23 protein-coding genes are annotated in these 20,807 nt (G+C 64.7%); 15 read left to right on the top strand and 8 right to left on the bottom strand.

Annotated elements, in window-relative coordinates; translation table 11 throughout:
- The first annotated feature begins 19 nt into the window (after positions 1–19).
- Complete coding sequence (locus NDI54_RS11425; RefSeq protein WP_310896572.1) at positions 20–340, top strand: hypothetical protein; 321 nt, start codon at positions 20–22, stop codon at positions 338–340.
- Here NDI54_RS11425 and tmk read toward each other — a convergent pair.
- Positions 337–924, bottom strand: coding sequence for a dTMP kinase (gene tmk / locus NDI54_RS11420; RefSeq protein WP_310896571.1), 588 nt, complete (start codon positions 922–924; stop codon positions 337–339). The genes NDI54_RS11425 and tmk overlap by 4 nt on opposite strands.
- A gap of 140 nt (positions 925–1,064) precedes the next feature.
- Here tmk and NDI54_RS11415 point away from each other — a divergent pair, with 140 nt between their 5' ends.
- The 5 genes from NDI54_RS11415 (at position 1,065) to cofG (ending at position 5,806) form a co-directional block, all read left to right on the top strand.
- A complete protein-coding gene (locus NDI54_RS11415; protein ID WP_310896570.1) occupies positions 1,065–1,964 on the top strand; it encodes a complex I NDUFA9 subunit family protein in 900 nt (299 codons plus the stop codon).
- Between the two features lie 137 nt (positions 1,965–2,101).
- Complete coding sequence (locus NDI54_RS11410; protein WP_310896569.1) at positions 2,102–3,283, top strand: tubulin/FtsZ family protein; 1,182 nt, start codon at positions 2,102–2,104, stop codon at positions 3,281–3,283.
- The gene (locus NDI54_RS11405) at positions 3,261–4,037 is read left to right on the top strand and encodes a hypothetical protein (RefSeq protein ID WP_310896568.1); all 777 of its coding nucleotides are present in this window, start codon (positions 3,261–3,263) and stop codon (positions 4,035–4,037) included. The genes NDI54_RS11410 and NDI54_RS11405 overlap by 23 nt, the downstream gene beginning before the upstream one ends.
- Positions 4,037–4,660, top strand: a complete 624-nt coding sequence (cofC, locus tag NDI54_RS11400; protein ID WP_310896567.1) for a 2-phospho-L-lactate guanylyltransferase — start codon at positions 4,037–4,039, stop codon at positions 4,658–4,660. Before NDI54_RS11405 ends, cofC begins: the two co-directional genes overlap by 1 nt.
- A gap of 33 nt (positions 4,661–4,693) precedes the next feature.
- The gene (gene cofG / locus NDI54_RS11395) at positions 4,694–5,806 is read left to right on the top strand and encodes a 7,8-didemethyl-8-hydroxy-5-deazariboflavin synthase subunit CofG (protein ID WP_310896566.1); all 1,113 of its coding nucleotides are present in this window, start codon (positions 4,694–4,696) and stop codon (positions 5,804–5,806) included.
- 223 nt (positions 5,807–6,029) lie between these two features.
- Here cofG and cofH read toward each other — a convergent pair whose 3' ends face one another.
- A complete protein-coding gene (gene cofH, locus NDI54_RS11390; RefSeq protein WP_310896565.1) occupies positions 6,030–7,382 on the bottom strand; it encodes a 7,8-didemethyl-8-hydroxy-5-deazariboflavin synthase subunit CofH in 1,353 nt (450 codons plus the stop codon).
- 110 nt (positions 7,383–7,492) lie between these two features.
- Positions 7,493–8,509 (bottom strand): sodium:calcium antiporter, encoded by a 1,017-nt coding sequence (locus tag NDI54_RS11385; protein ID WP_310896564.1) that lies wholly within the window; start codon positions 8,507–8,509, stop codon positions 7,493–7,495.
- A gap of 89 nt (positions 8,510–8,598) precedes the next feature.
- Between NDI54_RS11385 and NDI54_RS11380 the strand changes: the two genes are divergently transcribed.
- Positions 8,599–9,633: a phosphoribosylaminoimidazolesuccinocarboxamide synthase gene (locus NDI54_RS11380; protein WP_310896563.1), complete on the top strand. Its 1,035-nt coding sequence runs from the start codon at positions 8,599–8,601 to the stop codon at positions 9,631–9,633.
- Between the two features lie 21 nt (positions 9,634–9,654).
- Here NDI54_RS11380 and NDI54_RS11375 read toward each other — a convergent pair whose 3' ends face one another.
- Positions 9,655–10,638, bottom strand: a complete 984-nt coding sequence (locus tag NDI54_RS11375; RefSeq protein WP_310896562.1) for a formyltetrahydrofolate deformylase — start codon at positions 10,636–10,638, stop codon at positions 9,655–9,657.
- A gap of 120 nt (positions 10,639–10,758) precedes the next feature.
- Between NDI54_RS11375 and NDI54_RS11370 the strand changes: the two genes are divergently transcribed.
- From NDI54_RS11370 to NDI54_RS11335, 8 genes are all read left to right on the top strand, one after another.
- Positions 10,759–11,634 carry a GAF domain-containing protein gene (locus NDI54_RS11370; protein ID WP_310896561.1) on the top strand — a complete coding sequence of 292 codons (876 nt, stop codon included), beginning with the start codon at positions 10,759–10,761 and terminating at the stop codon, positions 11,632–11,634.
- Positions 11,634–12,299: a DUF7504 family protein gene (locus NDI54_RS11365; RefSeq protein WP_310896560.1), complete on the top strand. Its 666-nt coding sequence runs from the start codon at positions 11,634–11,636 to the stop codon at positions 12,297–12,299. Before NDI54_RS11370 ends, NDI54_RS11365 begins: the two co-directional genes overlap by 1 nt.
- Positions 12,300–12,351: 52 nt before the next feature.
- A complete protein-coding gene (gene purS, locus NDI54_RS11360; protein ID WP_310896559.1) occupies positions 12,352–12,606 on the top strand; it encodes a phosphoribosylformylglycinamidine synthase subunit PurS in 255 nt (84 codons plus the stop codon).
- A gap of 108 nt (positions 12,607–12,714) precedes the next feature.
- Positions 12,715–13,392: a phosphoribosylformylglycinamidine synthase I gene (gene purQ / locus NDI54_RS11355; protein ID WP_310896558.1), complete on the top strand. Its 678-nt coding sequence runs from the start codon at positions 12,715–12,717 to the stop codon at positions 13,390–13,392.
- Positions 13,393–13,777: 385 nt separating this feature from the next.
- Positions 13,778–14,725, top strand: a complete 948-nt coding sequence (locus NDI54_RS11350; protein WP_310896557.1) for a substrate-binding domain-containing protein — start codon at positions 13,778–13,780, stop codon at positions 14,723–14,725.
- Positions 14,726–14,727: 2 nt separating this feature from the next.
- On the top strand, positions 14,728–15,444 hold the full coding sequence (locus NDI54_RS11345; protein WP_406600179.1) for an ABC transporter permease: 717 nt from the start codon (positions 14,728–14,730) through the stop codon (positions 15,442–15,444).
- Positions 15,444–16,196, top strand: coding sequence for an amino acid ABC transporter ATP-binding protein (locus tag NDI54_RS11340; protein ID WP_310896556.1), 753 nt, complete (start codon positions 15,444–15,446; stop codon positions 16,194–16,196). Before NDI54_RS11345 ends, NDI54_RS11340 begins: the two co-directional genes overlap by 1 nt.
- A 49-nt stretch (positions 16,197–16,245) precedes the next feature.
- The gene (locus NDI54_RS11335; RefSeq protein WP_310896555.1) at positions 16,246–16,974 is read left to right on the top strand and encodes a TOBE domain-containing protein; all 729 of its coding nucleotides are present in this window, start codon (positions 16,246–16,248) and stop codon (positions 16,972–16,974) included.
- 32 nt (positions 16,975–17,006) lie between these two features.
- Here the strand turns inward: NDI54_RS11335 and NDI54_RS11330 are convergent, their stop codons facing one another.
- The 4 genes from NDI54_RS11330 to arcS form a co-directional block, all read right to left on the bottom strand.
- A complete protein-coding gene (locus NDI54_RS11330) occupies positions 17,007–17,168 on the bottom strand; it encodes a hypothetical protein (RefSeq protein ID WP_310896554.1) in 162 nt (53 codons plus the stop codon).
- A gap of 88 nt (positions 17,169–17,256) precedes the next feature.
- Positions 17,257–18,333, bottom strand: coding sequence for an archaeosine biosynthesis radical SAM protein RaSEA (locus NDI54_RS11325; RefSeq protein ID WP_310896553.1), 1,077 nt, complete (start codon positions 18,331–18,333; stop codon positions 17,257–17,259).
- A gap of 38 nt (positions 18,334–18,371) precedes the next feature.
- A complete protein-coding gene (locus tag NDI54_RS11320) occupies positions 18,372–18,779 on the bottom strand; it encodes a VanZ family protein (RefSeq protein WP_310896552.1) in 408 nt (135 codons plus the stop codon).
- Positions 18,780–18,863: 84 nt separating this feature from the next.
- Positions 18,864–20,651 (bottom strand): archaeosine synthase subunit alpha, encoded by a 1,788-nt coding sequence (arcS, locus tag NDI54_RS11315; protein ID WP_310896551.1) that lies wholly within the window; start codon positions 20,649–20,651, stop codon positions 18,864–18,866.
- Positions 20,652–20,807 lie beyond the last annotated feature (156 nt).

Raw genomic sequence — 20,807 nt, 5'->3', positions numbered from 1 at the left:
TTGCCGACCAACGGCAGGTATGGTCAGTGTCGCCGGGGTCATCGGCCTGCTTGTCATCGTGCTGGTCAACAGTGCCGTGACGGCGCTCATGACGCGCTTTTTCCGCGTCCGACTGCACACGCGATGGGGGAGTCTCATCTACTCGATACTCCTTTGTCCGGTCGTTATGGTCGTCATCCTCATCGTATTGAGCGGTGTGTTCAGTCTCGGCGCGAACCTCGGGAGTCAGACGGCCGTCATCCTCGTAACGGTCATCATCCCGTTAGCCGTCGGGATCACCTTCGATTACTTCTGGATGCCCGCCCCTGACGAGGTTGAACTGCCGGCGTCGATGGACTAATCGAGAATCGCCGCTCGGACCCGCTCGTAGACGGTATCCGGATCGGCAGTCGCGTCGACGCGAACGAACCGCTCGGGATCGGCATCGATGAGCCGTTCGTAGTTGTCACGCACCGTCGCAAGGTACGTAGCGGTCTCGAACTTGTTCGTCGCGCCGCTTCGCTGTGCGGCGGTTTCGGGATCGAGATCGAGATACACGGTCCGGTCCGGGGGCCGGGTCCAGGGGGCGTGGACTTCACGGACGTACGAGAGCGGGTCGTCGAACGCGTCGTGTTCCGCGAGTGTCGCGCCCTGATAGGCGTACCGGGAGTCGCTGTAGCGGTCGGAGACAACGAGTCTGTTCTCGCTGAGGGCTGGCCGCACCGTGTTCGAGAGATGCGCGGCGTGGTCGGCAGTGTAGAGGAACAGTTCGGCCAGCGAGTCCGCGTCGTTGTCGTCGATGGAGCGCTGGACGGCATCCCCGTACCAGGTGTCGGTCGGTTCGCGCGTGAATACGGCCTCGTCAGGGACCGCGTCGTCACTTCGGAGCCGTTCCCACACAGTCGTCTTGCCGCTCCCATCCAGTCCTTCGAGCGTGACGAGCATACACCACAATCCGTGCGGGGGGATGTAAGCGCCCCGACCTGGACAGTTCCTACGTAGGTTGACACAAGTGGCCGGACTGCGGGCCGGTCAGCCGAACAAACACGCCCACCTTTACGGGTCTACCGCCCGTATCAGGTTCTATGGATGTACTTGTCGTCGGCGGGACTGGATTCATCGGACAGCACCTGTGCCGTGAACTCGACGAGCAGGGACACGCTGTCACTGCGCTGTCCCGGTCGCCGGAGGACGCGACACTTCCCAGTAGCGTCGAAACCGTCGCCGGGGATGTCACGGACTACGACAGCATCGAGAGCGCGTTCGAGGGGCAGGACGCGGTGTATTATCTGGTCGCACTGTCGCCCCTGTTCAAACCGGACGGCGGCGACAAGATGCACGAACGGATCCACCTCGGCGGAACCGAAAGCAGCGTGCAAGCCGCCGAAGAGCACGGTGTCGAGCGGTTCGTCCAGCTGAGCGCGCTGGGTGCAGACCCCGACGGCGACACGCATTACATCCGCTCGAAAGGGCAGGCCGAGCGGGTCGTTACGGAGTCCTCACTGGACTGGACCATCTTCCGGCCGTCGGTCGTTTTCGGCGAGGGCGGGGAGTTCGTCTCCTTCACGAAGCGCCTCAAAGGGATGTTCGCGCCGGGTGTCCCGCTGTATCCGCTTCCCGGAGGTGGGAAACAAACGAAGTTCCAGCCGATCTGGGTCGGTGACCTCGTGCCGATGCTCGTCGACAGTATCGAATCCGATGACCACGTCGGCGAGACCTACGAGATCGGTGGGCCGGAAGTACTGACGCTCAGAGATGTGACCAACCAGGTGTACGATGCCGAGGGATCGTCGGTAAGCATCGTCCCGCTTCCGATGCCGCTGGCGAAAGTCGGCCTCTCGATCCTGGGGAGTGTCGGCTTTCCGATGGGGACGGACCAGTACCGGTCACTCAAGTTCGATAACAGTCCAAGGAAAAACGAAATCGATGCGTTCGGGGTTAGTAGTGACTCTTTAACCACACTCAGTGGATATCTCCGCGGATAAGTGACGCGAGTAGTCACTCCCTACAAGAACCGTTATCAGACAGTATTAATTTTCAGGTGAGAGTTTCACGGCTGAGATCCGGGCAAAACACTTATACTCGCTATCGCTCTTTGACCCTTTAAGCGGAGAACCATATAATGAAACTGGCGATGATCGGCTTCGGGCAGGCCGGTGGCAAAATTGTGGACAAATTCCTCGAGTACGACAAGGAGACTGGCTCGGGAATCGTCCGCTCGGCTGTGGCTGTCAACACAGCAAAAGCAGACCTGCTTGGGCTAGAACACATTCCGGAAGAGAATAGAGTGCTTATCGGCCAGGCCCGCGTCAAGGGCCACGGCGTAGGCGCTGACAACGAACTCGGCGCGGAAATCGCCGAAGAAGACATCGACGAGGTGCAGGGTGCGATCGACAACATCCCCGTCCACGAAGTCGACGCCTTCCTCATCGTCGCCGGACTCGGCGGCGGGACGGGATCGGGCGGGTCGCCGGTCGTCGCGAAACACCTCAAGCGCATCTACACCGAACCAGTGTACGGCCTGGGCGTGCTACCGGGCAGCGACGAGGGTGGCATCTACACGCTCAACGCCGCTCGCTCGTTCCAGACGTTCGTGCGCGAGGTGGACAACCTGATGGTGTTCGACAACGACGCCTGGCGACAGACCGGCGAGTCCGTCGAGGGCGGCTACGACCACATCAACGAGGAGATCGTCCGGCGCTTCGGCGTGCTGTTCGGGGCCGGCGAAATCGAGGCCGGCGACAACGTTGCCGAAAGCGTCGTCGACTCCTCGGAGATCATCAACACGCTCGACGGCGGTGGCGTCTCCACCGTCGGCTACGCCTCCGAGGACGTGGAAGTCTCCTCGGGCGGTGGTGGTCTGCTCTCACGGTTCAAGGGCGACGACTCGACCGACGACGGGATGGATACGGCGAACACGACCAACCGGATCACGTCGCTCGTCCGGAAAGCCGCACTCGGTCGGCTCACGCTTCCCTGCGAGATTGAGGGCGCGGAGCGCGCGCTGCTGGTGATGGCTGGGCCGCCGAAGCATCTGAACCGGAAGGGAATCGAGCGCGGCCGGAAGTGGCTCGAGGAGCAGACCGGCTCGATGGAGGTCCGCGGTGGCGACTATCCGACCAATGCTCCGAAGGTGGCCGCATCCATCCTGCTGGCCGGCGTCCACAACGTTCCACGCATCAAGGAACTCCAGCAGGTCGCCATCGAGGCCCAGGACAACATCGACGATATCCGTGACCAAAGCGAAGATAACTTAGAGGACTTAGTCGAAGACGACGAAGATGAACTTGATCCGCTGTTCTAACAAGACCGCCGCACTCCTCTGTGTTGTCGCGTTGCTCGCGACTGCCGGCACAGCGAGTGCGTTCTCTGTCTCTGCCGAGGGGGTCCCGAGCGAGACCGCCGTCGACGAAGAGGTATCTGTGACGTACACCATCGACGACCCGTTCACCGATGCGCCAAACGAGTGGACGCTCGCCGGGTCGACCGAACTCCAGAACGTTAGCTGGACGGTCACCGTGCTGCGTGCGGGTGACCAGGTGAACCAGGAGACGTACGGCGACCAGTCCTTCGAACAGGGCTTAGATATCGATAATAACGGGGATCAAGTCCGTATCGAACTCGTCGGTACGACGCAGGCGGTCTCGAACTACACCTACGAGCCGCCAGAGAGCTACCAAGTGGCCTCGCTTAGCCGTATCAGCGGGAACAACGAGGACGAGTTCCGCAACGACACCGCCCACCACTACACCGAAGAGAGTCAGGCGGCCAGACAGGCCATCGATGATGCCCAGGCCGCAATCGACGAAGCCGGTGGGAACGCAGAGGCCGAAGACCTGGTCAGTAGCGCGGTCTCCTCTTACGAGAACGGGAACTTCCAGAACGCTCAGGACCTCGCCGGACAGGCCGAGAGCCAGGCACAGCAGGCCCAGCAGAGCGCCCAGACCCAGCGGACGCTGCTCATGGTCGGTGGCGGGCTTGTCGTCCTCCTGTTGCTGGTCGGTGGCGGCTACTACGCGTACACCCAGATGGGTGGAGACGACTACTCCAAGCTGTAATGCGCGTCGTCGTCCCCGTCTCGGGGTCTGACCCCAAAACGCGGCTTTCCGCTGTTCTATCTCCCGACGAGCGCCGCGAGTTCACCGAAGCGATGCTCGCTGATGTCGTGGATGCGGTGACGGCAGCGGGCCACGAACCCGACGTTATCTCGACAGCGCCGATTGACTGTCCCGTGCCGGTCACCGTCGACGACCGCGGCCTCGACCCGCTCGTCAACGACCTGCTCGCGTCGACAGTGACTGCCGATGAGGACGGACTCGCCGTCGTGATGGCCGACCTTCCGCTCGTGACACAGGAGGGTATCGAGCGGCTGTTCGCCCCCGATGCCGACGTGGTGCTGGCCCCGGGACTGGACGGCGGGACGAACGCCTTCGTCAGTCGGCACCCCGAGTTCAGGGTCGACTATCACGGCGCGTCGATCCGAGACCACCGGCGGATCGCTCGGGATGTGGGGGCCGAAACTGTCGAGGTCGATTCCCGGCGCCTTGCAACCGATATCGACCAGTCGAGCGACCTCGCAGAGGTGCTGCTCCACAGCGACGGCGCGGCCGCCGACTGGCTCGCCGACGCCGGCTTCAGTCTGTCGCTCACAGACGGACGTGTGACTGTCAGCCGCGAGTGAAGGTTTTTGTCCGTGGGGTGCAGACCCCGGGACGTGATACCCGGCACGGACGCGTACGACATCAACATCGAGATCTCGGACGCCGACATCGAGCGCCTGCTGTCGGTGATGCCCGAGGATGTCGAGGCTGCGTCTTCGCTGTCGTATTGCCGGAACGTGTTCCTGCCGCTGACGACCGCCTGCCGCTACACCTGTACGTACTGCACGTACTACGACCCGCCGGGACAGGCCGAGTTGATGGACCGTGAGGAGATCCGTGAGACCTGCCGCCGCGGGGCCGACGCCGGCTGTACCGAGGCGCTGTTTACCTTCGGTGACGACCCCGACGACCGCTACACCGCGATCCACGACCAGCTCGCCGAATGGGGCCACGACTCCATCCACGAGTACCTCCGGGAGGCCTGTGAAATCGCACTGGAGGAGGGGCTGCTCCCGCATGCGAATCCGGGCGACCAGACGCGCGAGCAGATGGCTCACGTCGCCGACCTGAACGCCTCGATGGGCGTCATGCTGGAGACGACCACGGAGGTCCAGGCCCACGGCGGCCCGCGAGCGAAGACCCCCGGCCAGCGGCTCAACACGCTGCGCGTGGCCGGCGAACTCGGCGTCCCGTTCACGACGGGCATCCTCGTCGGCATCGGCGAGGACTGGCACCACCGCGCCGAGAGCCTGCTCGCTATCCGTGAGCTACACGAACGCTACGGCCACATCCAGGAGGTCATCGTCCAACCGGTCGTCGAGAACGAGCGCTGGCAGGGTGGCTCCCCCGACCTGGCGACGATGCGCCGGGTGACGGCGATGGCCCGCGCGGCGCTTCCCGAGGAAGTGTCGGTCCAGGTCCCGCCGAACCTCGCGCCCGCCCGGGACCTGACCGACTGCGGCATCGACGATCTGGGCGGCGTCTCCCCCGTAACTGTCGACCACATCAACCCCGAGTACGAGTGGCCCGCCCTGCAGGAACTGACGGCCGTCGCCGAGGCCGCCCAAGTGCCCCTCCGCGAACGGCTGCCGGTCTACGAGCGGTTCGTCGATGACGGCTGGCTCTCGACGCCAATCGAGACAGCTATCGACTCTGCGGACGACGCCGGCAAACGGTTCCGGTCGATACTGGAGTGTGGCGAAAACCCGGTCAGCACCGAACGGTGACTCGTCCCAGCAGAGTGCTTTGCTGCAATATCCGTGTGAATTGTTATCTAAACACTATCGCCTAGTCCTCTAGGCCATGGCTACATATATCGAGCGGACCAATATATATCATGCCTGGGGCGTGCCTCTGACAGCCATCCCGGGCCAATACTGTGCAACCCACGGCCTGCCCAGCCGTGGTTTTCCGCTTTCGACGATACCGAGATGAGACAGGTAGCCGCGCTCAATCGACCAGCGGCGTGCCGTCGGCTCGCGGGCCGAGTTGCGGCCCGAGTACGTCGGCGTCAGGGTCGATGACCCGGCGCTGTTCGTAGTCCGTCGAGCGTTCGACCGGCGTCCGGCCGATAGCGGTAATCATGTCGGTGTACTCCTGGAACGACCGGAACTCGCCGTAGTCGCCGCCGGCGCGTTTGGTGATCTCCTCCGAGAGAATCGTTCCCATGAAGTCGTCCGCGCCGCAGGTGAGCATCTTCAACCCCTGCGTGTCGCCGTATTTGACCCACGACGCCTGGATGTGGTCGATGTTGTCGAGGAAGAGTCTGGAGACGGCGATCAGCAGTTCGTCCTCGTCGACAGTCGCGCCCGACTCGACCATGCCGCGCTCGTACAGCGGCGTCTCCTCGTGGACAAAGGATAGCGGGACGAACTCCGTGATCGCGCCGGTTCGGTCCTGCAGGTCCCGGATGCGCTTCAGGTGCAGCGCGCGGTGGCGCTCGTTCTCGACATGGCCGTACATCATCGTCGAGGTCATATCGAGGCCGACCGACGCGGCCGCCTCCATCGCTTCGAGCCACTCGTCGGTGCGGATCTTCCCCGGGCAGATCACGTCGCGGACCTCGTCGACGAGGATTTCCGCGGCGGTGCCGGGGACGCTGTCGAGGCCGGCGTCTTGCAGTCGGCTGAACACCTCCTCGTAGGACCAGTCAGTCCCCCGGCGGGCGTGGTAGGCTTCCTCCGGCGTCATCGAGTGGACGTGGACGCCGCCGGCGTTCATCGCGTTGAGTTGCTCGCAGTAGGTGGCCGGGTCCTTTTCGTACTCCTCGGGCGAGCGGTAGTTCAGGTCGCCGCGGTCGCTGGCTTCGAGCATCTCCCGGTGTTCGCCGTCCAGCGCGAGCGCGGGGTGGAGTCCCGACACTGAACAGACCTCGTAGATGCCCCGGTCGAGAGCGTCCCGAACGATCTCGCGGGACTCGCTCGGCGTTTTCGTGAAGCCGCCGTGGTCCTCCTGGTACTCGCTGCGAAATTGTTCGGAGCGGTCCTTGAAGTTACAGAACAGACACCCCGTGTTGCAGGCCGTGGTGACGTTGTTGTTGAGATTCGCGACGAAGGTGACTTCGTCGCCGACGACCTCTGCCCGGCGGCGGTCGGCCGCTTCGAGCACCTGTTCCTTCCGGCGGTGGTCGATGCCGCCCCGGTCGGTGCCCGTCGTAAAGAGTTCGACCGCGTCGTCGACCGTCAGTCGCGTCCCGTTGCGCGCCTTGGCGAGCGCGTTCTCGAACGACTGGTCGGTCGTCGGACGGTGGTCGAACTCGATGGCCCCGTCCGGTGTATCGATAGTCTCTGAGACATCCGGCATTGCTGAACAGGAGGGAAAGAACGGTCAAAAGCGTATGGGTCCGCACATGGCCCACAGGGCCGACAGGGCGGTGAGCGGCGACGGACTGACGCAGTTCTGCGGGGCCATCGTCAGGTCGGCAGCACGCCACCCACCCAGCCCGCTGTCTCGACGACGACCCACGCGACGAATGCCGCGTAGGCACCGAGCAGCGCGTACGATTCAAGCTCGCTCAACACGAGGTCGGTCCGGAGAACGGTGAACAGGAGAATCGTTGCCCCGGTCAGGACGCCGAACATCGGCACGGCCATCGCGAAGTCGACGGTCCACGTGCCGGCGATGAGAACGCCGAGCGGGATGGCGACGAGCAGGTCGAACGTGTTCGAGCCGAGCACGTTCGCGAGCGACGTGACCCCGCGGTCGTCGCGGGCCGCGCGGACGCTGACGAGCGTGTCGGGGAGGCTCGTCGCCGCCGCGAGAATCGTCACGCCGAGGAGGAACTCCTGGACGCCAGCGGCCTGCCCGATGACGCGGACCGCATGGACCAGGTTCTCCACAGCCACGAGGATGACACCGAGTCCGAGCAGGAGAAAGAGCCACTGCCGGCCGACAGAGATCCCGGCGGTCCAGTCCTCCTCCGGGTCGTGGTCGGCCGTGTCCTGGTACTGGATGAAGACGTACAATCCGTAGAGCGCGAGTGGAATCGCCGCCAGCGGCCGCGTGATGTCGCCCGTGAGCGGTGCCTCGCCGGGATAGTAGATGACTGCAAGCGCCATCGTGATGAGGAGGACTGAGACGGCGAGCATGTAGAACTGCGCCTCTTTATACACGAGCGTTCGGCTCGATTCGAGGTCCTCGTCCGTGGCGATGGCCGCGGCTGCGGGGATGATGAGGATGTTGAAAATCGCCGAGCCGACGATGGCACCGACACCCAGCGGCATCGACCCGCCGATCGCCGCAACGACGACGGTGGCGACTTCCGGGAAACTGGACCCGACGGCGACGATGATCGCTCCCTGTACGACTTCCGGGAGGCCGTAGTACGTCGCGAGCCGTTCGCTCGAGGACTCCAACCAGTCGCTTCCCTTCCAGATCGCCACGGTCGCCGCGAGGATGATCGCCACCTCGACCAGTACGGTAGCCGCCATCAGGCGGTCGGTCGGGACCACGACGGAAAACAGTGCCCCCCGAGCGCGAGTGAGAAACGTCTTTGTCCCCGGCCCGAAAGGCGGGCACAATGACGAGCGTCAAGGAATTCCGTGTGGACGAACCGGCGACGGCCGAGGGGCTCGGCCGCGGCGCGTTCGTGTTCACGGACGACTACTCCGTGTTCGACTGGGGCAAGATGCCGGACCAGATCCCCGACAAGGGCGCGTCGCTGTGTACGATGGGCGCGTACAACTTCCAACTGCTTGAGGAGAACCACGTCCCGACACATTACGAGGGCGTCAGGCTCCCCGACAGCGACGCGGTGCTGGATCTCGGCGAGGCGCTATCGGCCGACGCCGCTCCCGAGGAAATGGTCATCGAACTCACACAGGTCCCGGACCTCCCTTTCGAGGGCGGGAGCTACGACTACGACACCTACCACGAGGCAGCCGACGAGAACTACCTCATTCCACTGGAGATCGTCTTCCGGAACCGCGTCGGCGTCGGGTCGTCGCTGCGGTCCCGCACCGAGCCAGCCGACCACGGGCTCGACTACGATACCTGGCCCGAGGAAGTCGTCGACCTCGACGAGCCAATCGTGGAGTTCTCGACGAAATACGAGGAGCAGGACCGGTATCTCGACCGCGAGGCGGCCGACCGGATCGCCGGTACGGCCAGCATCGACCGCCTCGAAGAACTGGCTCGCGCGGTCAACCACATCGTCACCGAGCAGGCCGCCGAGGCCGACCTCGTCCACGAGGACGGGAAAATCGAGTGCCTGTACTACGACGGGGAGATCCGCGTGGCCGACGTGGTCGGTACGTTCGACGAGAACCGCTTCTCCTACGAGGGCCAGCAGGTCTCGAAAGAGGTCATCCGCCAGTACCACAAGCGCACCCAGCCCGAGTGGGTCGAGGCCGTCAGCGAGGCCAAACAGCGGGCCGATGCGGAGGGCGTCGCCGACTGGAAATCCCTCTGTGACGAATCGCCGGAACCGCTCGATGAGGACGTAATTCAGGTCGCACGGGACCTCTACTGTGCCGGCACAAACGCCTACGTCGGGGGGAGCGTGTTCGACGCGCCGTCGCTGGATGAAGCCGTCAGCGCCGCTAGCGAACTCTGAATCGGGTCGAAATACGTCGCGTCAGTCGTCGGCCTGGATCTCACCGTCGTCCTCGGCGACGAACTCGCCGAGTCCGTCGATGGGACGGTCGGGGTTCAGCTGGTCGAGTTTTTCCGGTGCGCCCAGCTGGGCCGAGGTCTCTTCTGGGTCCCGCAGTTTCGTCCGGCCGCGATGGACGCTCACGTCGTCGTTGAGGTGGAGCTTGATGGCCTCGATGAGCGCCTCGGCTTCAAGCGGCTGGCCGATCTGCTGGAGCTCCTCTTCGGTGGCGTCATCGGGGACGTTGAACGCTCGTTGGGTGATGATCGGTCCCTGATCGAGGTCTGTCGTCACGTAGTGGGCGGTGACGCCGGCGATGCGGACACCCTCTTCGATGGCCTGCATGTACGCCGACGCGCCGGGGAAGGCCGGCAGCAGGCTCGGGTGGACGTTGATGATGCGGCTCTCATAGCGGAAGACGACATCCGGCGAGAGGATGCGCATGTAGCGGGCCAGAGCGATGAGGTCGGCGTCGTACTCCGCCAGCAGGTCGAGCAGCTGGTCCTCGTCGGGCGTGCCCTTCTCGTCGCCGATGTCGTGGAACGGCACGTCGTATTTCGCCGCCAGCGGTTCGAGGTCGTCGTGGTTCCCGATGACCACCTCGATATCGGCCCCGAGGTCGCCGTTGGCCCAGGCCTCGAACAGGGCCTCAAGGCAGTGTGACTCCTTCGTGACGAGGACGGCGATGGTCTGTGTCTCGCGGTCGGCGGGGAACCGGACCTGCACGTCGACGCCGAGTTCGTCGCCCAGTTCGGTGAGGTCCTCGCGGAGCTTCTCCTCGGTCGTCACCATCTCGGCGGTGTCGACGCGCATGGTCATCCGGAAGACCCCCTCCCGGACGGCCTGGTCGAGGTCCTCGATGTTGATGCTGCGCTCGAACAGCAGTGAGGTCACTTCGGCGATGAGGCCCGTGTCGTCCTCGCCGACGACCGTGATCTCGGTCAAGCCACGTGTCACAGTACCCACCACCGGACAGCGTCGGGATTCATTTGCCCCTGATTCGGCAGTCCCACGGCAAAAGCCTTCGTTTTCCACACAGCTTGGACGCCAACGCTTTGTGTATCCGTCCGTGTATGTACGGCAGTGATGAATGATTCGCCGACCGCTCTCTGTGCCCACCCGGACGCCGACGAGCGGGCGGAGACGGCTGACGTGCTCGCCGACGCCGGACTCACCGTCAAGGAGGTCGGCTCCGTCGACAGGCTGGACGCGGCACTTGACCGGTCGATTGACTGTGTCGTGACGGCCTTTGACTTCGAGAACGGAGACGGGTTCGACGTGGTGGATGCGGTCCGCGACGTGAACCCGGACTGTGTCGTCATCCTCTATACGGAACACGCGCCCTCGGACCTCCCGCGTGGCAGTCCCGAACAGGTCGTTGAGTACGTGCCACAGACGGTCCCGGAGTCCCGGGAGCGGCTTGCGGACATCGCTGCTATGGCTGCCGCCGAAGTGACGCAGGCGGCCTATCCCGTTCCGGACACCGAGACGGAGCGACTGGCGGCAGTCCAGGCATACGACATAGACCAGTTGGCAGCGGCCGACGCGTTCGACCGACTGACGGCACTGATGACCAGTCACTTCGACATCGACGTGGCCTTTGTCGGGCTCATGGACGAACACGAGGAGCGGTTCCTCGCGTGTGAGGGAGCCAACTGGCGGACGCTCTCCCGCGAGGACTCAATCTGTACCCACACGATTCTCTCGGACGAGACGATGGTCGTCGAAGACACCCACGAGGACCCCCGTTTCGCCGAGGTCGACGCGCTGAAACAGCTCGATATACGGTCCTACGCCGGCGTGCGAATCACGGACGAAGAGGGGCATGCGATCGGTGCGGTCTGCTGTACCGACGGCGAACCGCGGCGCCACACGCGGGCCGAACTGGACGACCTCCGACGGTTCGCCGACGAGGTCGAGGAGCAACTGCTGTTGCGGCGACGACTGCAGAGGGATACCTAATGGCACAGCGACGAGACGACCGATACGCGTTCGACGGCCTCCCGCTGAACCCGGTCGAACCGGGGACGAACCTACTCGTCACCGGACCAGTGCTGAACGGGGCTCGGGAGCTTGGACTGCGCCTGCTCTGTAGTGCTGAGGCCGACGGCGGGACCGTCCTCATTTCGACGGACAGTAGCGCGACGGCCATCCTTGAGGACTTCGAGGGCTGTGGCGGCGTACTCGCCCGTGAGCGGGTCCGCGTCGTCGATTGCGCACAGGAGGGAGGGGACCTGCCGGAAGACAGCGTGTCCACGGTCAGCACGCCGGCGGACCTGACCGGCATCGGTATCGAATACTCCGGCCACTACGAATCGACGTACGCCAGCGGATACACGCGCGTGCGGACCGGAATCATCACGCTGACGCCGCTGCTCATCTACAGCGACGATGTCAGGACGGTGTACCGGTTCATCAACACCGTCACCGGCCGGATCGGCTCCGCGGGCGGTCTCGGCGTCTGCGTGCTCGACCCGAACGCCCACGAGGAACAGGTCGTCGAGAGCGTGGCGCAGTTCTTCGACGGTCGGGTCGACGCTCGCGCCGACGCCGGCAACCTCGAACTCCGTGTGACGGGGCTGCGCGACCAGCCGACCGAGTGGACGCCGGTCGGCGCTCGCACCTGAGACTGCCGGAAGAACACAAGCGTTTTCTCCGCTGCCCGCTCGCTTGCCAGTAATGACCGCCTTTACCGCGACTGTCACCGTCCGGCTCAAGCGGGGCGTCCTCGACCCCGAAGCCGAGACGACACAGCGCTCACTGGAACGACTCGGCTTCGAGCTGAACGACCTCCGCTCGGCGGACGTGTTCGAACTGGACCTCAACGCCGACAGCGCCGAGGACGCGGCCGAACGCGCCGATGAGATGGCCGAGCGGCTCCTGGCGAACCCCACCATCCACGACTACGATATCGAGGTGACCGAGGCAGAATGACCACCGCCTCGAACCTGGCGGCGGTACTCTGTTCTCACACGGGGTGGCTCGTGTGACTATCGCCTCACTACTGACGGCAATGGTCTGTTCCCACACGGGGTGGTCACTGTGACCATTGCCGTCATCCAGTTCGGCGGCTCGAACTGCGACCGCGACTCCGTGCAGGCACTGGAGTCGCTCGACTTCGACGCCGAGCTCGTCTGGCACGAGGACGGCCTCCCCGAGGATGTCGACGGCGTCGTCCTCCCCGGCGGCTTCTCCTACGGTGATTACCTCCGTGCCGGCGCGATGGCCGCCCGCTCGCCCATCATGGCCGAAGTCCGCGAGGCCGCAAGCGAGGGGACGCCGGTGCTGGGCATCTGTAACGGCGCACAGATCGGCTGCGAATCGTCGCTGACCCCCGGCGCGTTCACGACCAACGAGAGCGCCCGGTTCCAGTGTGAGCACGTCCATCTACGGGTCGAGAACGCCGACACGCCCTGGACCAGCCAGTACAAAGAAGGCGAAGTCGTCGAACTCCCCATCGCCCACGGCGAGGGTCGCTACGAGATTCCCGACGACCGCCTGGACGAACTCGAAGCCGAGGATCGAGTTCTGTTCAAATACTGCGACGAGGACGGGACAGTCACGCCCGAGGCGAACCCGAACGGGTCGAAACACAACGTGGCTGGCGTCACCGGCGAGGCAGCACACGTCGCCGTCATGATGCCCCACCCCGAGCGAGCCACGCTGTCAGACCTGGGCCGGATCGACGGCCAGGGCGTTCTCACAGGCTTCGCCGAGTAACGTCGCCCTATTTCTGTTTGCCTGACGACGGCGTTCCAATACCGTGAGCAGCGCCGCTATGCAGTGTTGTTTCAAAGGGGTGGGACCAGCGGAGCGTGTGACATAGTCCGGCGGTCCCTAGCATGGAATTGCAGGTCCAGCCGTATAAACACACGCTTACCGGAGTGTAAGTGAAATCTCCAGAGATGGACCGTCTATCTGGAACTCTGCGGCTCTCGACCCCGTAGCGGTTCTGTCGATGAAGACACACTGTTATAAAATCAGTTGCCATCCATGGCTTGTGGTGAACCCCGACATAGCGCCGTCGCCACGTCGCACACTCCGTTTGGACTAGTGATATTCAGACTACGTAAACTATATTTAATGTTGGTCCTTCGGTGTATCCATGCCGATACAACGACGGGAGTTCATCACTGCGATAGGCGCAGGGGCGTTAGCAAGCACCGCTGGATGTGCCCAGTTCGGGGAAAGCAGCGGCCAGTCTGACGGGGAAAGCGGCGGCCAGGCGGGAGTTTCCGGTGAGACCCTCACACTCACGACGACGACAAGCACCTACGATACAGGACTGCTCGACGAGATCCATCCCGACTTCGAGGACAGGTACGGAGTGACCGTCGACGCGGTCGCACAGGGGACAGGCGCGGCCCTGGAGTCGGCACGCAACGGCGATTCAGACGTGGTAATGGTCCACGCCCGGGGCCTCGAAGACGAGTTCATGCGAAACGGCTACGGCATCAACCGCCGCGACCTGATGTTCAACGACTTCGTCATCGTCGGCCCGGAGAGCGACCCGGCGGGAATCCAGGGAATGAGTTCGGCGACCGAGGCGCTCACTGCCATCGCCGACTCGGAGGCCACGTTCGTCTCACGCGGGGACAACTCCGGAACCCACACCAAGGAACTCAACCTCTGGGAAGCCGCGGGAACCGAGCCGGGCGGCGACTGGTATCAGGAGACCGGGACCGGGATGGGTGAGGCGCTAAACGTCGCCAATCAGCAGGACGCCTACACGCTCTCGGACCGCGGGACGTTCATCTCACAGCGCTCGGAGATCGATCTCGTGATTCTGGTCCAGGGGCCTATCGAGGACGGGCCGGAAATCCTCGCGAACCCCTACGGGATCATGGCAGTCAATCCCGGCGTCCACGACAACGCCAACTACGACCTGGCGATGGCCTACATCGGGTGGATTACCAGCCCCGGAGTACAGGACGCCATTTCGAGCTATCAGGTCAACGGGGAGCAGCTGTTCTTCCCGGAAGCCGTCTCAGAGGACCCGGACTTCCAGCAGTACGTTCCGGAAGGGTGGAGTAGCAACTCGACCGGCGAGTAAGCGTGCCGCTCGAATCAGTCGGACACCTGCTGCCAGCCGTCGTCGACCTTCCGTTCCGGGAAGGCTACGTGTCGAGCATCATCTACGTCTCGCTGTACGTCAGCGTCATCGCCGTGACGCTGAGCACGCTGGTCAGCATTCCGGTGGCCGTCGTGATGGGGTTCAGCGACTTTCCCGGCAAGCAGTTCGTGAAGTCGGTCATCAACACGGGGATGGGGTTTCCAAGCGTCGTCGTCGGCCTACTGGTGCTGTTCGCCGTCTCCAATCAGGGACCGCTGGGGACGCTGGAGCTGATATTCACCAAGGAGGCGATGATTATGTCACAGTTCGTCCTCGCGACGCCGCCGATCACGGCCATCAGTCTCGCGGCCATCACTGGCGTTGACGAGGGCGTCCGCGACGCCGCACACGTCCTCGGCGGGACACGCCTCGACGTGTCGCTGGTCGTGCTCAAGGAAGCGCGGTACGGCATCGCAACGGCGATTCTGGCGGGGTTCGGTCGCGCTATCAGCGAGGTCGGTTCCGTGCTCATCGTCGGCGGCAACATCACGAGCGCGGAGGGCATCTCGAAGACGCGGACGCTGACGACGGCGATTCAACTCGAAGCCCGCCAGGGGCAGTACGAAACCGCGATGATACTCGGCGCGGTGCTGGTCGTGCTCGTGCTGACTGTCAACGCCGTGGTCGTCCGGTTAGGCGACCAGGAGGTACAACGCTAATGCTACAAGCAACTGGTGTGTCACAGTGGTATGGGAACGAATGCGTGTTTCGGGACCTCTCGATAGATGTCGAAACCGGGGAGGTCGTCGCCGTCATCGGGCCGTCGGGCGTCGGCAAGACGACGTTACTCCGGATGCTCGCGCTCTCGCTAGAACCCGACGACGGGACGGTCACCTTCGACGACACAGACGTGTGGGCCGTCGACGAGGGCGAACGGCTCTCGCTTCGTCGGCGCATCGGGATGGTGTTTCAGGAGGCGAGCCTGTTCGACGCCCCGGTCGCCCGAAACGTCGAGTACGGGCTCCGCATCCGCAGGTCGTGGGCAGACCGGCTCGGTTCGGTCCTGCGGTCGAACGGAACCGCCGACGCCGTCCGTGAGGCCCTCGATATCGTCGGGCTGACGGACAAAATGGACCAGCGCGCGGAGTCGCTCTCGGGCGGCGAGGCACAGCGGGTGTCGTTCGCCCGTGCGCTGGCCTACGACCCGGACATACTGCTGCTGGACGAGCCGACATCCGATCTGGACCCGCGAAACACGGCGGTTATCGAGGACGCGATTTCCGAGGCTCGGGACCGGGGTATCGGCGTCGTCGTGGCGACACACGATATGCACCAGGCCGAGCGCGTTGCGGATCGGGTCGCGGTGTTGCTCGACGAGCGCATCACGGAGATCGCTCCGACAGAGGTGGTTTTCCAGAACCCGTCGGACAACCGCACCCGGCAGTTCATCTCGGGCGAGTTGGTGTACTGACTGGGCGGCCGGCACCAATCTCTTTGTGACCGCCCGCCCTTGCGACGGTATGGACGCGACCGCGGACGTTGAAGTACAACTGGGGCAGGGCGACGTGGCGCTGACCGCCCGTGACCGGAGGCTCCTGCAGGCGGTCGCCGCCCACGGGTCGCTGAACAGCGCCGCCGACGCCCTCGGCCGGTCCTACGCTCACGCACAGCGGCGGATCGTCGAACTCGAAGAGACCTTCGGGCCGCTGGTCGACCGCAGTCGCGGCGGCAGCGGCGGCGGCGGCAGCGAACTCACGGACACCGCCCAACAACTGCTAGCCCGCTTTCAGCGCCTCCAGGCCGAGTTCGATGGCGTCGCCACGGCCGAAGAGACCGTCCTCCGGGGAACCGTCGTCGACCGCGACGGCGAACTGGCGACCGTCGAGACGCCGTCGGGGACGGTCCGGGCCATCGTCGACACCGACGCCGACGCCGGCGACGCGGTTGAGGTCGGGATCCGTGCGGATACGGTGACGCTAAACGCACCGCCAGAGGCCCCCGAACCGACCGGGACCAGCGCGCGGAACCAGTTCGCTGGCACCGTCGAACGTGTCGATGAGGGGGCCGCTATCGCGCTGGTCTCGCTGGCTATCGACCCGGACACGACGCTGTCCGCGCTGGTGACCGACACGAGCCTCGACAAACTCGACATCACCCCGGGCGCGGAGCTGGTCGCATCGTTCAAGGCGACCGCGACTGTCGGTGTCATTCCCGCTATCGAACAGCCGGGGTCGGGCGAATCGTCGTGATCGAACAGAGAAAACCGCGGCCGGACGCAGGTTCAGAGGCCCCAGCCGGACGGCAGCAGGTCGGACTGGCAAGCGGTACAGGCGACCATCCCGTCGTCACCGATACACTGCCGCCGTTCACCGCACAGGTCACACTCCGTGACCGTTCCGCGTGTGTTGAAACTGCGCCTGTCCTGGTTGCCGTTGGGGGTCATATCGAACAGTCTTACGCGCGAGAGCCGGATAAGAGTTGGTCGACAGTTTGTCACACGGTTTCTGGAGGCTCCGAACGGTCCGACGGCACTACCGAGCGAGCGGGAGCGAGTAGCTCCGTTCGCGCTCGATGACGGCGTCCCACGTCGCTTCGCACTCGCAGCTAACCTGCTCGAACACCGACGGGTCCTGTCGCAGGTCGAAGTCCTTGATCGCGCGCTGGACCTTGTCGTCGCACTCCCCGCAGTTGTGCGGGCCGCGGTCGCTGCCGTGGCCGACAGGGTCCGAGACGACGATAACGTCCTCGTCGGCGGTCGATTCCAGCACGTCGGCGACCGACCAGAGCCACGGCGGTCGGTAGCCGCCGTCGTGGTACAGCTCCTCGACCATCGTGTAGCGCTGGACGTTACAGGGGTTCATCGAGACAGTGTGACAGCCCTCAACGGCCGCACAGCGCCGCACCGACCGCTTCATGTCCTCGACGGCCTCGGATTCGGCGAGGAACGGCGGCTTCATCAGGAGGTACGCTTTGACGCCAGCGCCAGCGGCCTGGGCCGCTTCGGAGGCGTCCTCGAAGTCGGCGAAATCGAAGTACTTGTTCACGCAGTCGTGACGCACGCGGTCAGTTGCCGTCTCCAGGCCCACCGCAACGTCGGTTTCGAGGCCCACGTCCACGAAGTCGCCGACCGTCTCCTCGTCGACGAAGTCCGGCAGGGACTCAACGACGATGCGCTCGCGGTCCGCGAAGGTTTCGGCGATGGCCCGACGCGTCTCCGCTGGGACTTCGCGCTCGTCGAGGAAGCTTCCGGAGGTGTAGATCTTGATGAGGCCGCTCTGCTCGTCGCTGTTCTCGGCCTCGTGGTCCAGACAGTGCTGGATCTGGGCCATGAGGTCCTCGTGGGCGACGCTGCCGCCCTCGACGCTCTCGGCGACGTAGCCACACATCGTACAGCCGCCGGCCCGCGCCCACCGGCAGCCGCCGGTGTTCAGGATGATGGTCAGACTCTGGTAGACGCCGTCGGGGGTGTTGTCCTCGTCGAGCCACACGCGGGTTGGCTCTCGGGGGTCGTACGTCGAGTCGTTGCGCGACCGGATGTCACGCATCACGGAGTTGTGGGCGTCCATGCCCTTGCCCTCCTCGTAGACCTCGGGACTGGGCTTGCTCATTGGGGCGAGGTAGCCGATGGGTGCGTAAAGCCGCTTCGTTACTGCCGGGATTGTGGGTCGGTTCGGTCCGAAAGCGCGCCGGAGCGGTGGGCCGCGAGCCACGCCAGCCCGGCCAGAACAGCCCCAGCGGCGTTGGCCACGAAATCAGCGCCGCTCGTTCCACGCGAAGGAACGAGTCCCTGTAGGAGTTCCACGCCGGCCCCGTAGCAGACGGAGACAGCCACGAGCACTGCGACCGCGACCACATTGCGTGCGCGTCGCCCCCACGCCAACAGTACCGCAAGCACACCGTAGCTCGCGGCATGGACCCACTTGTCCAGTGCCACGCCGAGTAACACAGGAACCTGCTCGCTCGCGCCCTCGGGAACGGGAAGCAGCGAGGTGACGAGCAACAGTAGGGAAAACCCGACAGCGGGCAGGTATCGCCGGTGTCCCGACCAGTCCATATCGGCGGTTACCCCGCACTGCTGATAAGTCGCGCGGTCAGGCGGAAACGCCGGACAAGTCACCAATAACCGACAGAGACGGGGCTACTGCTCTTCGGTGTGGCGCATCTGAACCGCGATACCCCGCGTCGAGGACTGCATCTCCGGGCCGCTCATCTGCGCGCGGCCGACGCCGAAGGCCGCATCGCCCTGAATCACCACGTCGTCGCCGACACGGATGTCGTCGCTTGCGTCCGTGATTCCCGGAGCCAGTACCGAGCCGTGCGGGACAAAGGGCTCGATTTCGACCGTTTTGGTCGGCACGTCGCTCTCGACCCAGCGGCGCGCCCCGGCGGTGGTCAGCGAGAGGACGCCGTACTGCTGGGCCAGCGCTGCCAACTGCTCGCCGTCGGCGTCATCCGCGCGCAGTTGCGGATACCGGCCCTGCGTCGAGAGGTCGTCGAACAGTTCGTCGCCAGCGCCCTCGCCGAACTGGTAGTCCGCGACAGCGCGGATGGTGTTGTGTTCGCGCTCCCGCTTCGGGTAGCGGTCCCAGCCTTCCAGTTCGGCGGCGAGATTCCCAAGCGAGTCCGCCGTCGTCGGGTGGTCAGTGACGGTGTAGGTAAACTCTCGACCCAGCGAATCGGCCACGCGCTCGCAGATGTCGCGGTAGCCTTCGCCGGGAACGTGCGCGATAATTTCCGGGTAGTCAGTCCCTTCTAAATAGCGTTCGAGCACGCGGCTGACGAACTCAATCTCGGTGGCGGTCCAGTTGCCCGTCACCACCGAATCGTAGTGCTGGGCTGGGTACGTGAGTTCGAGTTCCTGCGGGACGACACCGATGGGCGAGGTCATCGACACGACGTGGGCGCGCCACTTGATGGCGTCGTGGTACTGCTTGTGGCTCTGGGAATCGCTATAGGGTTTCCGTGCCGAGCACGGGACCAACACGAGCGGGCGGTCGTCGAAGCGCGGGACGTAGCGGTCGGTGACGCGCTCGGCGAACCGCTGGATCTCGACACGACGCAGCGAGTCGTCGCTGGCCGCCGAGAGGTCGGCCCGCCGGATGAGTGGTGTGCGCTCCGCCAGGTAGCCGTACTGCTGGTCCAGTCGTCGGAACGTCGCGGTGAGCCAGTTGTCCTGTCTGGCCTGTCCCTCGATGTAGTCCCGGAGGCGGCCATCGCGGATACGGCGACGAACCCGCCGGAGTTCCGCGGCGAGGGCGTTGACGTTGTGTTCGACACAGTCCTCGCGGTCGAACTCATCGCGCGGTTGCTGACAGGCCGGACAGGCACACGGAAGTTCGTCGAGATCTTCGAGGAAGTACGCCTCATCGGTCGTGAGATATCTACCCTCAGTCCCGCGGACGACAGCGCGGTCGGGGTCCACGAGGTCGATACCGGCGTAGACGAGCGTCGCAACGTTACGCGGCGTGGCGACACCCGGGAGATAGAGGGCGGTGTCGGCGGGGGTGGCCTCCTTGACAGTTGTCACGGCGTCGACGAACGCCGACGCGTGCCCGACGTAGCCGGGCGCACCCGCGAGGACGTACGCGTCACTGCCGTGGTTAGTTGCAGTGTCCGGAGAAACGACTGCTGCGCTCGGGAAGTCCACGTCGGGGTAGTCGACAGCGAACGCATCGGCGACTTCGTCCGGCGTTCCGGCGGGGAGTCCGCGGTGCGGGAGGACGGTGAGCAACGATTCATCGCCCGCAGGGTCGGCCTGCTCGGTGTGCCAGTGGCTCCCGGCGTCGTCGAGGACGTGCCGGCAGTCGCCCGGCGTATCGGTGTCCACGTCGTCGATCAGCGCCGGCGTCGTCACGGCGTCGGCGAGTCGCAACTCGCCCACTCGCGCGGCGCTGTCGCGCTCATGGACCTCGAAGTAGTCGGTCATGCAATGGCGTCAGCCACGCGCGACCAACTATCTTGCCTTTGGGCCGGCGCTGGACAGGGGAGCGAGGACAGAAGAACGGGTTGTTGACAGTTCGTGCAGCTAAACGGCCCTGATTATCGCGAACGGACCGTCCTCCCCTGATTAATCGCACCCTAA

The organism is Haloarcula terrestris (assembly GCF_031624315.1).
GTDB lineage: Archaea > Halobacteriota > Halobacteria > Halobacteriales > Haloarculaceae > Haloarcula > Haloarcula terrestris.
This window is presented reverse-complemented; position numbering and strand designations above follow the sequence as displayed.

What these genes read in the sequence shown, in the direction of transcription:
- NDI54_RS11425 (WP_310896572.1), top strand. Translation starts at nt 20, where the DNA reads ATGGTCAGTGTCGCCGGGGTCATCGGCCTGCTTGTCATCGTGCTGGTC.
- tmk (WP_310896571.1), bottom strand. Translation starts at nt 924, where the DNA reads ATGCTCGTCACGCTCGAAGGACTGGATGGGAGCGGCAAGACGACTGTG.
- NDI54_RS11415 (WP_310896570.1), top strand. Translation starts at nt 1,065, where the DNA reads ATGGATGTACTTGTCGTCGGCGGGACTGGATTCATCGGACAGCACCTG.
- NDI54_RS11410 (WP_310896569.1), top strand. Translation starts at nt 2,102, where the DNA reads ATGAAACTGGCGATGATCGGCTTCGGGCAGGCCGGTGGCAAAATTGTG.
- NDI54_RS11405 (WP_310896568.1), top strand. Translation starts at nt 3,261, where the DNA reads ATGAACTTGATCCGCTGTTCTAACAAGACCGCCGCACTCCTCTGTGTT.
- cofC (WP_310896567.1), top strand. Translation starts at nt 4,037, where the DNA reads ATGCGCGTCGTCGTCCCCGTCTCGGGGTCTGACCCCAAAACGCGGCTT.
- cofH (WP_310896565.1), bottom strand. Translation starts at nt 7,382, where the DNA reads ATGCCGGATGTCTCAGAGACTATCGATACACCGGACGGGGCCATCGAG.
- NDI54_RS11385 (WP_310896564.1), bottom strand. Translation starts at nt 8,509, where the DNA reads ATGGCGGCTACCGTACTGGTCGAGGTGGCGATCATCCTCGCGGCGACC.
- NDI54_RS11380 (WP_310896563.1), top strand. Translation starts at nt 8,599, where the DNA reads ATGACGAGCGTCAAGGAATTCCGTGTGGACGAACCGGCGACGGCCGAG.
- NDI54_RS11370 (WP_310896561.1), top strand. Translation starts at nt 10,759, where the DNA reads ATGAATGATTCGCCGACCGCTCTCTGTGCCCACCCGGACGCCGACGAG.
- NDI54_RS11365 (WP_310896560.1), top strand. Translation starts at nt 11,634, where the DNA reads ATGGCACAGCGACGAGACGACCGATACGCGTTCGACGGCCTCCCGCTG.
- purS (WP_310896559.1), top strand. Translation starts at nt 12,352, where the DNA reads ATGACCGCCTTTACCGCGACTGTCACCGTCCGGCTCAAGCGGGGCGTC.
- NDI54_RS11350 (WP_310896557.1), top strand. Translation starts at nt 13,778, where the DNA reads ATGCCGATACAACGACGGGAGTTCATCACTGCGATAGGCGCAGGGGCG.
- NDI54_RS11340 (WP_310896556.1), top strand. Translation starts at nt 15,444, where the DNA reads ATGCTACAAGCAACTGGTGTGTCACAGTGGTATGGGAACGAATGCGTG.
- NDI54_RS11335 (WP_310896555.1), top strand. Translation starts at nt 16,246, where the DNA reads ATGGACGCGACCGCGGACGTTGAAGTACAACTGGGGCAGGGCGACGTG.
- NDI54_RS11330 (WP_310896554.1), bottom strand. Translation starts at nt 17,168, where the DNA reads ATGACCCCCAACGGCAACCAGGACAGGCGCAGTTTCAACACACGCGGA.
- NDI54_RS11325 (WP_310896553.1), bottom strand. Translation starts at nt 18,333, where the DNA reads ATGAGCAAGCCCAGTCCCGAGGTCTACGAGGAGGGCAAGGGCATGGAC.
- NDI54_RS11320 (WP_310896552.1), bottom strand. Translation starts at nt 18,779, where the DNA reads ATGGACTGGTCGGGACACCGGCGATACCTGCCCGCTGTCGGGTTTTCC.
- arcS (WP_310896551.1), bottom strand. Translation starts at nt 20,651, where the DNA reads ATGACCGACTACTTCGAGGTCCATGAGCGCGACAGCGCCGCGCGAGTG.